At 70.6% G+C, this 12345-nt stretch carries 12 protein-coding genes; 3 read left to right on the top strand and 9 right to left on the bottom strand.

The features are described from left to right. Positions 1-37 precede the first annotated feature (37 nt). A complete protein-coding gene (locus DFR50_RS16740) occupies positions 38-607 on the bottom strand; it encodes a hypothetical protein (RefSeq protein WP_113890420.1) in 570 nt (189 codons plus the stop codon). 16 nt (positions 608-623) lie between these two features. Further along, positions 624-1451, bottom strand: coding sequence for a hypothetical protein (locus tag DFR50_RS16735; protein ID WP_113890419.1), 828 nt, complete (start codon positions 1449-1451; stop codon positions 624-626). A 149-nt stretch (positions 1452-1600) separates the two neighbouring features. Between DFR50_RS16735 and tsaD the strand changes: the two genes are divergently transcribed. Beyond that, positions 1601-2662: a tRNA (adenosine(37)-N6)-threonylcarbamoyltransferase complex transferase subunit TsaD gene (gene tsaD, locus DFR50_RS16730; RefSeq protein ID WP_113890418.1), complete on the top strand. Its 1062-nt coding sequence runs from the start codon at positions 1601-1603 to the stop codon at positions 2660-2662. Positions 2663-2670: 8 nt separating this feature from the next. Here the strand turns inward: tsaD and DFR50_RS16725 are convergent, their stop codons facing one another. Next, complete coding sequence (locus DFR50_RS16725) at positions 2671-2919, bottom strand: hypothetical protein (protein WP_113890417.1); 249 nt, start codon at positions 2917-2919, stop codon at positions 2671-2673. Between the two features lie 213 nt (positions 2920-3132). Here DFR50_RS16725 and DFR50_RS16720 point away from each other — a divergent pair, with 213 nt between their 5' ends. Continuing rightward, complete coding sequence (locus DFR50_RS16720) at positions 3133-3843, top strand: DUF1013 domain-containing protein (protein WP_113890416.1); 711 nt, start codon at positions 3133-3135, stop codon at positions 3841-3843. A 91-nt stretch (positions 3844-3934) separates the two neighbouring features. Here DFR50_RS16720 and DFR50_RS16715 read toward each other — a convergent pair whose 3' ends face one another. The 6 genes from DFR50_RS16715 to bmt all read right to left on the bottom strand — a co-directional run bounded on the left by DFR50_RS16715 (position 3935) and on the right by bmt (position 11220). Further along, entirely contained in the window at positions 3935-5035 is a 1101-nt protein-coding gene (locus DFR50_RS16715; protein ID WP_113890415.1) for a calcium:cation antiporter, read from the bottom strand. Between the two features lie 109 nt (positions 5036-5144). Beyond that, positions 5145-6338: a tlde1 domain-containing protein gene (locus tag DFR50_RS16710; RefSeq protein ID WP_170153247.1), complete on the bottom strand. Its 1194-nt coding sequence runs from the start codon at positions 6336-6338 to the stop codon at positions 5145-5147. Between the two features lie 202 nt (positions 6339-6540). Beyond that, a complete protein-coding gene (locus tag DFR50_RS16705; RefSeq protein WP_113890414.1) occupies positions 6541-7998 on the bottom strand; it encodes a hypothetical protein in 1458 nt (485 codons plus the stop codon). Between the two features lie 87 nt (positions 7999-8085). Then, the gene (rpoH, locus tag DFR50_RS16700) at positions 8086-8991 is read right to left on the bottom strand and encodes an RNA polymerase sigma factor RpoH (RefSeq protein ID WP_113890413.1); all 906 of its coding nucleotides are present in this window, start codon (positions 8989-8991) and stop codon (positions 8086-8088) included. A 133-nt stretch (positions 8992-9124) separates the two neighbouring features. Further along, the gene (locus DFR50_RS16695; protein ID WP_113890412.1) at positions 9125-10222 is read right to left on the bottom strand and encodes an RluA family pseudouridine synthase; all 1098 of its coding nucleotides are present in this window, start codon (positions 10220-10222) and stop codon (positions 9125-9127) included. Further along, a complete protein-coding gene (bmt, locus tag DFR50_RS16690) occupies positions 10219-11220 on the bottom strand; it encodes a betaine--homocysteine S-methyltransferase (protein WP_113890411.1) in 1002 nt (333 codons plus the stop codon). Before bmt ends, DFR50_RS16695 begins: the two co-directional genes overlap by 4 nt. Before the next feature lie 130 nt (positions 11221-11350). Here bmt and DFR50_RS16685 point away from each other — a divergent pair, with 130 nt between their 5' ends. After that, complete coding sequence (locus DFR50_RS16685) at positions 11351-11935, top strand: DUF2478 domain-containing protein (RefSeq protein ID WP_113890410.1); 585 nt, start codon at positions 11351-11353, stop codon at positions 11933-11935. Positions 11936-12345 lie beyond the last annotated feature (410 nt).

The raw sequence follows: 12345 nt of genomic DNA, 5'->3' as shown, positions 1-12345 counted from the left end.
CCACTTCTTCGCATCCCGCTCCAGGCGGAGGCGCGGTTCAACCCACCTCCGCCGATTGCCGCAGCGCATTCGAGCGCAGCACCGGCTCGGCGCGCGGCAGGCGCACCGCGGCGAGCCCGTCCGAGTCGACCGGAAGCTCGTCGGCGTAATCCTGGAGGCGCAGGAGCGACAGCCAGCCGCCCTCGTTGGCCTCGTCCGCGCCGAAATCCTCGAACGCCAGGAATTCGAGATCGGCCACGCCCGCGGTCTCCTTGACCCACAGGGCGGACGACATCTGGATGGCGTCGAGCAGCGACAGAAAGCGCGGCTGCTCGTCCGGTCGGCGCAGCGCCGCGGGCCGCTGCCAGCGAACGTCCCGCAACCGGGCGGCGCGCAGCATGCAATTGGGATCGGGCGTGACGAAAGTCGCGATCGAGCGCAAATAGCGGGTGAATTCGGCCAGGGCCGCGAACCGGCCGGCCACGAAGGCGGACGGCCTCATCTCCGCGAACATGATGCTGTTCACCCAGATGCGGCGCTTGCCGGTCGCGGCCTCGGTGAGAATCGTCTCGATGTCCGATTCCGCCTCGCCGGACCGGCCGCTCGCGTGCCGCAAGAGCACGTTCATGTGCAAAAAGTGCCTATCACTTGTAGAAATGATCGAGCCCATCGTCCCAATCTCCGACCGAAGCCGGCGTCATAGCCCCCCGAATGTCGAGCGTCCGGGTCGCCCGCGGCAGTTCCTCGATTGTCATGACTTCTATGCGTTCAGGCAGATTGCTGTCTCCGGTGAAGATCGCGCGTCCCGCGACCGAGACGTCCTTGTTGCCGAACGGGTTCAAGGCGTCTTCTCCCATCGACCTGTCGAACAGGCATTCAAGCTGCGTCTCCCCACCGGCGAGCGCCAGGCGACCCGTCCAGGCCGCGCTGCGATAGTCGATGGCTTCGAGGCGACCCTCGAACGACATGATGACGCTGCCGGCGAACCAGATGTCCCGCGACGGCGGTTCGTCGCCGAGGCCGACGCGGTCGACCTGACGGCGGAAGAACGCGTCGAGCGGCAGTTCGCTGTCGTGATAGCGAACGAGGACGACGTAGGCCGGATCGAGCGCGGCGGCGATGCGCTGAAACCCCCGCATCAGGCGGCGGTACTGCAGCAGAATGCGATAGTCGCTCTGGTAGACCCGCCCGGCGCAGCGCCGGAACAGCGCGATCGACGAGGGCGCGCGCGGGTCCGTCGCTCTCATCGTCTCGACGAACCCGAATTCGCAAGGGTCGACGGACAGGCCGCAAACGTGGAACTCGCTCGCCGCGGCCTTGGCGTGGACCTCCCGGTCGGCGGCCAGGAGCGCGGCCCAGACAGCGTCGAACACCTTCTTGAAGACGGCGGTCGCCACGACTCCGGTCAGCGGTCCGCGCGGGCGGACCGGCTGGATGACGACGCGAAGCTCGGTCGGCCCGATCGGGGTCATCGTCGCTTGCCTCCAAGATCGGCTTCGTTATCACGCTGTCCAGCGCCCCGACAGGCGGCGAATCGCCGCTCCTCGCCTCTTCCTCGGCGCCGCGTTCGGGTCTAAGTGCGGGCGAAGCTGAAGCCCGACGCGCCGGGCGAAGGAGAATCATGCGGATTCTGGGCATCGAAACGACCTGCGACGAGACCGCCGCCGCAGTCGTCAGGCTGACGCCCGAGGGCTCGGGCGAGATTTTGGCCGACGAAGTGATGAGCCAGATCGCCGCGCATGCGGCCTTCGGCGGCGTGGTTCCGGAGATCGCGGCGCGCGCGCATGTCGAAGTCATCGACATGCTGATCGCGCGCGCCCTCGCCAGGGCGGGGATCGCCGCCAGGGACCTCGACGGCGTCGCCGCGGCCGCCGGGCCCGGCCTGATCGGCGGCGTCCTGGTCGGCCTGATGGCCGGCAAAGGGATCGCGCTGGCGACCGGAAAGCCGCTGATCGCGGTCAATCACCTCGAGGCGCATGCGCTGACCGCGCGGCTGACCGCCAACATCGCCTTTCCCTACCTGATCCTGCTCGCCTCGGGCGGCCACACGCAGATCCTCGCGGTCAAGGGCGTGGGCGATTACGACCGGCTCGGCGCCACCATGGACGACGCCATCGGCGAGGCGTTCGACAAGACCGCGAAGATGCTCGGCCTGCCCTACCCCGGCGGGCCGGCCGTCGAGGCGGCCGCGCAGGCCGGCGACCCCGAACGGTTCGCCTTGCCGCGGCCGATGATCGGCAGACCGAATGCGGATTTTTCCCTGTCGGGGCTCAAGACGGCGGTCCGCTTCGCGGCGGAGCAGGCGGCCCCGCTCACCACCCGGGACGTCGCCGACCTGTGCGCCTCGTTCCAGGCGGCGGTCGTCGACGTGGTCGAGGACCGGATGCGCGTCGGCCTCAAGCGCTTCCGGGAACGCCTCGCGACGGCGCCGCAGGCGGTGGTCGTGGCGGGCGGCGTCGGGGCCAATCTGGCCATCCGCGGCGCGCTCGCGCGGTTGTGCGCCGAAGCCGGCCTGCCGATGGTCGCGCCGCCGCAAAAGCTCTGCACCGACAACGGCGCCATGATCGCCTGGGCGGGCATCGAACGACTGCGGCTCGGCCGCGCCGATCCGCTCGACTTCGCCGCCCGGCCGCGCTGGCCGCTCGACCCGAAGTCGGAGCCGGCGCGCAACAACAAGGCCTGAGCGGCGACTCAGTCGCCGTCCGGCTGCGTCGCGGAATTCTGGTTCTGCTGCGCGGCGCGCTTGTCCTTCTCGCTGGCGAGATGATGGCCGACGACGCAGCCGCCGATGGCGCCGAGCACGCCGTGATGACCGGCGTAATGGCCCGCCACGCCGCCGACGAGCGCGCCCTTGAGGCAACCCTTGGCCGCCGCGGGCGCCGAACCGATCATCGGCAGGAGGGCCAGCGCGACGGCGCCGGGGACGAATGCGGCCTTCATGGATCACGCTCCTTTGCGCCGCCAACCCGCGAGGCGACGCAAGGTTCCCGATTCGCTGGCCGGACGCGGCGCAAACCGTTGGCCGCCGATTGCAATTCGGCCTCGAGGCGCCTATAGAGAGGCATCCCCCCTGAGTTTTGTCGTTTGAGGCTGCGCCTCCTCCCGGGCCAAAGACCGGATGCGCGCGGCCGAACGATCGCAAGGAGAAGCGCAATGAGCGACGCGCCGCTAATGCCCAAGGCGACCGCCGTCTGGCTGGTCGAGAACACCTCTTTGACCTTCGACCAGATCGCCGATTTCTGCAAACTGCATCCGCTCGAGGTCAAGGGCATCGCCGACGGCGAGGTGGCCACCGGCATCAAGGGTTACGACCCGATCTCGACCGGCCAGCTCAGCCGCGAGGAGATCGCCAAGGCCGAGCGCAGGCCGGACTATCGGTTGCACCTTTCGGTCTCCAAGGTTCGCACGCCCGAGTTCAAGAAGCCGCGCGGCGCCCGGTACACGCCGCTGTCGCGCCGGCAGGACCGCCCCAACGCGGTCTTGTGGCTGTTGCGCAACCACGCCGAGCTCAAGGACGCGCAGATCATGCGCCTCGTCGGCACGACCAAGCACACGCTGCAGGCGATCCGCGAGCGGACGCACTGGAACTCCGCCAATCTCCAGCCGATGGATCCGGTGACGCTGGGTCTGTGCTCGCAGATCGACCTCGATTTCGAGGTCAATCGCGCCGCCAAGGATCGGCCCAAGGTGGAGGAGGCCGGCGGTCAGACCCTGGTTTCGGCGGAGATCACCACGGCCAAGCCCACGCCCGCGCCCGCGAGCCCGTTCGAGGTGTTCGGCGCGCCGAAGCCCAAGCCGGTCGAGGAGCGCATCGACGTCGATACGGTGTTCGGCAAGGTCAAGGAGCCGCGCGTCGAGGAGTGAGGCGCCGATCTCGCCGCTCGAGGCCGGTCGGTCCCTCGTTGCGAGATGCGGCCGGTCCCCGTCGACGCCGAAGAGGCGCCGCCGCGCTTGGTCACGGCACGGCGGCGAGCAGCAGGAACACGCCGAAAATGACGAGGTGCACGGCGCCCTGAAGGATGGTCGCGCGCCCGGTCGCGAGCGTCAGCGAACTCACGAACAGGGTGAGCAGCAGGATCGCCGTGCCCTCGGCGTCGAGACCGAGGGTCAACTCGCGTCCCAGATAGAGCGACACCCCCGCGACGACCGGGATGGTCAGGCCGATGCAGGCGAGCGCCGAGCCGATCGCGAGGTTGAGGCTCGTCTGAAGATGGTTGCTCCGCGCCGCCTTCACCGCCGCCACGCTCTCCGGCAGGAGGACGAGGGCGGCGATGACGACGCCGAGGAAGGACGGCGGAAGATGGGCGGCGTGGATCGCGCGCTCGATCGATTCCGCCAGGGTCTCGGCCAGCAGCACGACCGCCAGCAGCGACACGACGAGCATGACCGCGCTGACGCCGGTCGCGCTCGCCGAGGGCGGCTCCGACTCCTCGCCGATGTCGCTTGCCCCCTCGGGCAGGAAATAGTCGCGATGGCGGACCGACTGGACGAACACGAACACGAAATAGAGCAGCAGCGACAGCACGCTGACGAACACGAGCTGGGTGGGCGAATATTGCGGGCCGAACTTGGCCAGCGTGTAGTTCGGCATCACGAGGGTCAGCACCGCGAGCGTCGCGAGCACGCTGAGCGCCGAGCCGGTTCCCTCGACCCGGAAGCCCTGTTCGCGATAGCGCGCGCCGCCGACCAGCAGGCACAATCCGACGACGCCGGTGAGGACGATGACGACCGCGGCGAACACCGAGTCGCGCGCCAGCGCGTTTTCGGTCGCGCCGCCCGACAGCATCGAGGTGACGATCAGCGAGGCCTCGATCACCGTGACGGCGAGCGCCAGCAGCACCGAACCGAACGGCTCTCCGACCTTCAGCGCGACCACTTCCGCGTGATGAACGGCGGCGAACACCGAGCCCAGCAGCAGCAGGCCGGACAGGATCGCCACCCAAGGGGTTTCGGCGTCGACGACGTGGGCGTGCTCGAGGCCGAACAGGACGAGCGCCGCGAGCGGCGGCGCGTAAACCCGCACGATGGCGGCGGTCGTCCCGTGCGTTGCGGACATGGTTCGCTCCCCTCGCGCCAACGGCCGGCGAGCCGGCGTTGTCGCCGGCGAGGCGATAGCCGATCGGGAGGCAAAACGATAGTCCGGCGCGGACTCCGCCGGCGTCCGCTCAGAGCCTGGAGACGACGGCGAGCTTCCTGACCTGCCCGTTCTGGTAGGCGCGCAGGAAGGCGTCGTAGTCCTTGAACGACACGCAGCCGTTCGAATCGCCGTTCGGTCCCAGCATGTAGGGATGCGCCAGAAGGCCGGCGCGGCCATAGACGCCGCCGTCGCCCACGGGGGTCAGGCGCAGCGCCTGCACCCCGTGAAACAGGGATTCGCGCAGCGTCAGTTCGTAGAGGTGCGGCGGCGTCGGCCCGACTGCGCGCTCGCTGACGAAGCGAATGTCGTCCAGCGCGGCGCCGAGGCCGGAATGGGCCTCGAGGCGGGTCCCGTCCGGAAGATAGACCACCCGCGCCGAGATGTCGTAGATGGCCGTCTGCCGGTCGTAGCCGAGATGGTCGACCGAGGGCGCCGACGAGAACGCGCCGAACAGACCGGCGATGCCGCTGCGCGCATCGCCCGCGGCCGGCTTGGAGACCACCGTCGTCGCCGGCGCAGAAGCGGGACGCGACGGAAGCGCCTCCGCCGCCGGCGGCGCCGAGGTCGGACGCGAAGGCGGAGCGGGCGGACGGGACGCCACGACGGCGCCCGGCTGCTGGCCGATGCCGAGCAGCTTCTGGAAGATATTGCGGCCGTCGCCGGGCGCGGCGGAACCGGGCGCCGGCAGCGCGATCTGGCGCTCCGGGGCGACGGGATTGGGCGCGGGCTCGGCGAAGTCGGACGGGCGGACCGGCGGCAGGGGAACACTTTCGTCGATCCGCGGCACGTCGCGGATCGGCGGGAGCGGAATGACGTCCGGCAGCGCGTTGACGGAAGCGGGCGGCGCGCTCTGAGGCGGCGGCGCCGGCGGGGGCGTCTCCAAGCGCAGCGAGTCCGCGGGCGTCGGCGCTGCGGGCTGCTCGGGAGCGAGACTCGCGAGCGTCGGCGAGGGCGCCGGGGCGTTGGCTTGGGCGCGCCACTCCGGCTCGACGATGAGCGCGCCGAACAGCTTCTCCGGATCCTCGGCGGTCACGGGCGCGTCGACCGGCGCTTTCGCCACGACCGGGGCCGAGCCGTACCGCGCCTGGTGCAGCGCATAGGCGGCGACACACCCGACCGTCGCCGCCGCGACCGCCCCAAGGATCACATGCCTTGCGGCTCTCCCGGAGTTACGTCCCCGCTCCAGCGGAATGCCGCCGATTGCTGCGTCGATCCCCTGCATCCTGCCCTACGCTGAACGCCTCGCTACGAATGGGATGAGAGTTAGCGGCTTTAGGTTTAGGTCCGATTAACGCAGTTCGAGACGGAAGGCCAGACGCTCCGTTGTCCCGCCGGGCAAAAAAAACCTGCGGCGAACGGATTTCACTGTTTTCCAGCGCGCGTCGGGACGTCGGCGGATCGAGGGCCTCGGCGAATCGCGGCCGTCACTTGTCGGCGCTGAGCCGAACGCCATTGACCGTGATCGACCGGTCGTCGCCGATCTCGACCAGCCAGCTCAGCGCGCCGTCGCTCTCGGTCTTCGCCAGGCCCTTGGCCATCGCCACCATCGGCAGCGACTTGGCGGCGACCTCCGGCCCGAGCTCCCTGACCGCGCTCATGGTCCGGTCGAAGTTGCGCATCCGAATCGTCACGACGCCGGAGGTCCTGCCGGCGGCGTAGCGCATTTCGCCCGCGAGATCGGCGTCGATCGCCGGGGCGACGACATGCGACGGCGCCAGCACCACCTTCAGCGGGCCGGCGCCGATCAACGCCGCCGAGACCCTGGCCGAATCGTCGTCCGAAATCGCCGGCCCCGGCCCGCCGAGGCGGAGGCTCTCGATCGCCTTTGCGGCGGCGGCCGCGATGTCGATCCCCTTGACGGTGAAAGCGAGGTTCACCTTCGAGGGCGTGAGGTCGGCGGCGTTGGGGGGCGCGAGCCCGGCCGGGAGGCTGAGGCCCTCGGCGTCGAGGGTGGCGTCGACGGCGCTGTCCGGACCGGCGTTGGTCACGCCGACGCCGAGCTTCGCGCCGGCGAGCGCGATCGCGCCGATCGGGGATGCGATCATCAGCTTCGTGGCTTCGCCGCCCTCGACAAACCGCGTCCCGGGCGCGGCGAGCGTCCGCAGCAGGTCCTTGAGCTCCGATTCGTGCTGGGCGAGATCGGCGCGATGGACGGATAGCAGGCTGACGAGATCGAACAACTTTCTCGTGTTCAGGCCGTCGACCCCGAGGTTGACCGACGCGCTTTCCAGCCGGCCGCTCGAGGCGACGGGATTGCCGTCCTTGTCGGTCACGGAAATCTTGAAGCCGACGTCGCCGAACGCTTGCCTGACCGTGCTCGAGACCGCGCCGTCGGGCTTGACGGTCGTCGCATAGTCCCCCGCGAGCGAGCCGAAATCGAAAGCCTGGGCGAGCTTCGGCGCTTCGGCGGTGAGGAGGCCCTTGCCGGCGCTGGCGGCGCCGCTCGTCCACCAGGCGAGCTGCGGATCGACGACCAGGGTCTGGCGGTAATTCTCGACCTCGAAGACGCTGGTCGCGTCCCCGGTCCGGGTGACGATGCGCGGCAGCGAGTCCTGAACCACGCGCCATTTGCCGTCGTCCTGCTCGAACAGCTTGTAGACGAGCGTCGCGGGCTCGTAGGTCGCGCCCACGCCGGCCCCCTTGAAGAGGCCGTTCACGGCGGCGAGGTCCACGGACAGGATATAGGCCTGACCATCCGGCTTCACGCTGACCAGAGCAGAGCCGCCGGCCGGCGGCGCCGGAACGAAACGGTCCAGGAAGGCCTGGACCGTCCGGGCGCCTTCGGGGGTCGCAGGCCTGTCGCCGGCGAAGGCGGGAACGATCGCGACGCCCGCGAGCAGCCCGGCCAGCGCCGCCCGGCGGCAAAAAACAGTCGCGATCATGCTCGAACCTGCTGCAGTCGGAGAAACCGGCGCGACTCTATCGCATATCCGGCCGTCGCGCGTCTCTCCGAAACGCAGGGGGTCCGATCACGGCGCCGGCAGCGCGGCGGGCGCTCGCGACTTCGCCGCCTGGGCCCGCGCGACTCCCGCCTTGACCGCCGCCTGCACCTTCTCGAAGGCGCGGACCTCGATCTGGCGGACGCGCTCGCGCGAGACGCCGAATTCGGCGGACAGGTCCTCGAGGGTGATCGGGTCCTCCGCGAGACGGCGCGCCTCGAAGATTCGCCGCTCGCGCGGGTTCAGCACCGACAAGGCGCCGCGCAGCGCGCCGAGGCGAGCGTCGGATTCCTCCCGGTCGGCCAGTTGCGACTCCTGGTCGGCCGATTCGTCGACCAGCCAGTCCTGCCACTCGCCTTCGCCGTCCTCGCGCAAGGGCGCGTTCAGCGACGCGTCGCCGCCGAGGCGGCGGTTCATGTCGATCACGTCCTGCTTGGCGACCCCGAGGCGCTTGGAGATCGATTCGACCTGGTCGTCGCGCAGGTCGCCCTCGTCGAGCGCCGAGATGCGGCTCTTCGCCTTACGCAGGTTGAAGAACAGCTTCTTCTGGCTGGCGGTGGTGCCCATCTTCACCAGCGACCAGGACCGCAGGATGTACTCCTGGATCGAGGCGCGGATCCACCACATCGCGTAGGTCGCGAGCTTGAAACCCCTTTCGGGTTCGAATCGCTTGACCGCCTGCATCAGGCCGACGTTGCCCTCGGAGATGACCTCCCCGATCGGCAGGCCATAGCCGCGATAGCCCATGGCGATCTTGGCGACGAGGCGCAGATGCGAGGTCACGAGCTTGTGCGCGGCCTCGCGGTCGCCGTGCTCGCGCCAGCGCTTGGCCAGCATGTATTCCTCTTGCGGCTCCAGCATGGGAAACCGCTTGATCTCTTGCAGATAACGGGCGAGTCCCGATTCGCTGGCGATAACGGGAAGCGACGCGGCCATTGGATCCTCCAGTCGGAGCCGGGATCGAGGCCGGCTCCGTCGGCGCTACGGCCGTCGTGACATTGTGGTCGAGCAAGGATGGCCGAAAAATGGCCAGCCCACGACCGCAAAACGAAACCGCCGCGGCTTTGGATCACCGGCGCGCCGGGCGCCCGGCGCGCAGGACGTCGACCAGACGCGCCAGATCCTCCGGGAGCGGACTGTCGAAGCGCAGCGGCGCGCCGGTGATCGGATGCTCGAAGCCGAGCGCCGCGGCATGCAACGCCTGCCGCCCGAGCGCGGCGAGCGCCGCTCTCGCCTCCTCGGTGAGGTGGGCCGCCTTGGTCTTGAACCCCGCGCCGTAGACCGGATCGCCGAGCAGCGGATGGCCGATCGAGGCCATGTGGACGCGGATCTGGTGGGTCCGCCCGGTCTCGAGCCGGCAGGCGACCAGGGTCGCAGGCCCCAGCGCCTCCACCACCTCCCAATGGGTCACCGCGTGGCGGCCGCGCTCCTCGGGCACGACCGCCATGCGCTCGCGGTTGTGGGCGTGGCGGGCGATCGCGGCGTCGACCTTTCCCGCGCCGGCCTCGAAACCGCCCCAGACGAGCGCGAGGTACTCGCGTTCGAGCGAGCCGGTGCGGCCGTGGTCGGCGAACAGCCCGGCCAGGCCCTGATGGGCGGCGTCGGTCTTGGCGACGACCAGCAGCCCCGAGGTGTCCTTGTCGAGCCGGTGGACGATGCCCGGCCGGCGCACGCCGCCGATCCCCGACAGGCTCGCGCCGCAGTGGCTGATCAGCGCGTTGACCAGCGTGCCGCCGGCGTGGCCGGGGGCGGGATGGACGACCAGCCCGGCCGGCTTGTCGATCACGACGAGGTCGGCGTCCTCGAACACGACGTCGAGCGGAAGGTCTTCGCCCCGCACGGAATAGTCTTCGGGCGGCGGCGCCTCGAACCGAAGCGCCGCGCCGGGCGTCAGCCGCGTCGCGGGGTCGGTCGCGGTGACGCCATCGACCGAAACCTCGCCGGCTTCGATCAGCGCCTTGATGCGGGTGCGCGACAGGGCGAGGCGGCGCTCGGCCGCCGCCCGGCCGAGCCAGCGGTCGAGCCGCTCGCCGGCCGCATCGGCGCCGACCTCGAACGTCTGCGGACCCGATGCGGCGACGAGGGCGCCTTGCGGCGCCGGGGCCGGCGCGGCCTCGTCGTCCTGAACAAAACCCCGTTGCGCGCGCGCCTTCGCCTTGGCGTTCATGTGCGCTCGCGGCGCCGGACGCGGCCGGCCGAGGGGGCGGCGGCCGGCGCGACCAGCGCCCCGAGCGCCGCCACGATCGCCTCCGGCGTCGGCCGGGCGCCGGGGCGATGGCCGTCGAGACCGCGCCGGATGGCCGCGACATGCGCCGGCGTATTGCCGCAGCAGCCGCCGACGATGCGCGCGCCGCAATCGACGGCGAGGCCGGCGTAACGCTGCATCAGCTCGGGTGTGCCGGAATAGTGGATCTCGGCGCCGTGCCAGTGCGGCACGCCGGCGTTGGCCTTGGCGATCAGGACGGCGTCCGGGTCGGCCTCGCTCATGGCGAGGATCGACACCAGCAGGTCGGAAGCGCCGACGCCGCAGTTGGAGCCCCAGGCGAGCGGCTTGTGCTCGAAACCGTCGGCGAGCGCGGCGAACGCCGCCGGCTCGACCCCCATCATCGTCCGCCCGGCGGTGTCGAAGCTCGCCGTCACGGTGAAGGGCATGCCGACCCGGGCCGCCGCCAGCGCCGCGGCGCGAACCTCCTCGGCCGCCGACATGGTCTCGATCCAGGCGACGTCCGCGCCCCCCTCGCGCAGGCCCTCGATCTGCTCGGCGAACACGTCGATCGCCTCGTCCTCGGTCAGCGGGCCGAGGGGGGCGAAGATGTCGCCGGTCGGCCCGACCGACCCCGCGACGACCACCGGACGGCCGGCCTCGTCCGCCACCGCCCGCGCGTTCTGCGCCGCGAGCCGGTTGAGCTCCCGGGCGCGCGCCTCGGCGCCGTGCAGCGCGAGCCGGCGCCGGTTCGCCCCGAAGCTGTTGGTGAGGATGATGTCGGAGCCGGCGTCGACGAAAGCCCGATGCAGCGCCTGGATACGGTCCGGGTGGTCGACGTTCCACAGGTCCGGGCAGTCGCCCGACGTCAGCCCGACGGCGAACAGGTTCGTTCCGGTCGCGCCGTCGGCGAGCAGGGGCCGGCCTTCGGCCAGAAGCGTCTCAAGCAGGGAGGTTGGCATCGTCGCGCCCGGGAAAAGTGTCGCCGACAGTTACGCGGGCGCCTCGACCCGCGCAAGGCCGAGGCGGACGCTGCGCCGCTTGTGTCCGGTTGTTCGCGTGCGTAAGGAGGCGGCAGCGAGAACAAGGGCGATGGCGATGACCGCCGAAGCGAGGAAAACGGGGCCCGATGCCGGCGCGAGCCGGCTGGCGGCGGTGGTGTTCGACCGCGACGAGGAGCCCGATCCGCCGCTGATCGCCTTCCTCGACGCGGCCGCGGCGCGCGGCGTGCGCGTCGCGGGCCTCGTGCAGGAGCGCGCCGGCGACGAGGACCTGTGCGCCCTGCGCGACGTGCGCGTGCGCGACCTCGTCACCGGCGCGACGCTCGCCATCATGCAGGACCTCGGCCGGGACGCGACCGGCTGCCGGGTCGACCCCGAGGCGATCGCCGTCGCCGCAGGCATGCTCGACCGCGCGCGCGCCGGAGACCCGGATTTGCTGGTCGTCAACCGCTTCGGGCGGCTGGAGTCGGAAGGCGACGGCATGCTGGCCGAGATCGGCCGGGCGTTCGCCGACGATCTGGCGCTGATCGTGTGCGTGCCGAAGCGCTATCTCGCCGCGTGGGACGCTTTTGCCGCGGGCCTCGACGAAAAGCTGCCGCCGACGCGCGAGGCGATCGAGGCCTGGTGGGCGGCGGTTGCGCCGGCGGCGTCGCCGGACCGGGCGGCGGCGGCGTGAGCCTCTGCCGCCCGCCGCGCGCCGGACTCCCGGTCGTGGAGCCCCTCCCGCACGCGAACAGCGCCAATATCCGGTTCATGCAACGCCCGCCGCCACGAGGGATGCCGGCCCCATTCTTCCTACCGTGCAAAGCGCCGGAGCGACCGTCCCCGAAAAGGACTTCGAAGGCGCCGGCTCAAGCCGACCCGTAACGAACGTGCAATTGAGCAGCGGGATTCGACGGGAAGGGGGCTTCGCGGATCGCGGCTTTGGACGCCTCGATTGGACGAAGCGGACCTACGGAGGACGTCAGGGAAAACGCGGAATCCGTCCGAAGGTCGCGTTCGTCAGCACCTGAGCGAATAACCGGCGCAAATCGGAGAGCGGACCTTTCCACCGTCATCACGGAGCGTAAACATAAAGACTATTCA

This window comes from Roseiarcus fermentans, from assembly GCF_003315135.1.
GTDB classification, from domain to species: domain Bacteria; phylum Pseudomonadota; class Alphaproteobacteria; order Rhizobiales; family Beijerinckiaceae; genus Roseiarcus; species Roseiarcus fermentans.
The sequence above is the reverse complement of the archived record's forward strand: the minus strand, read 5'-3'. Positions and strand labels throughout refer to the sequence as shown.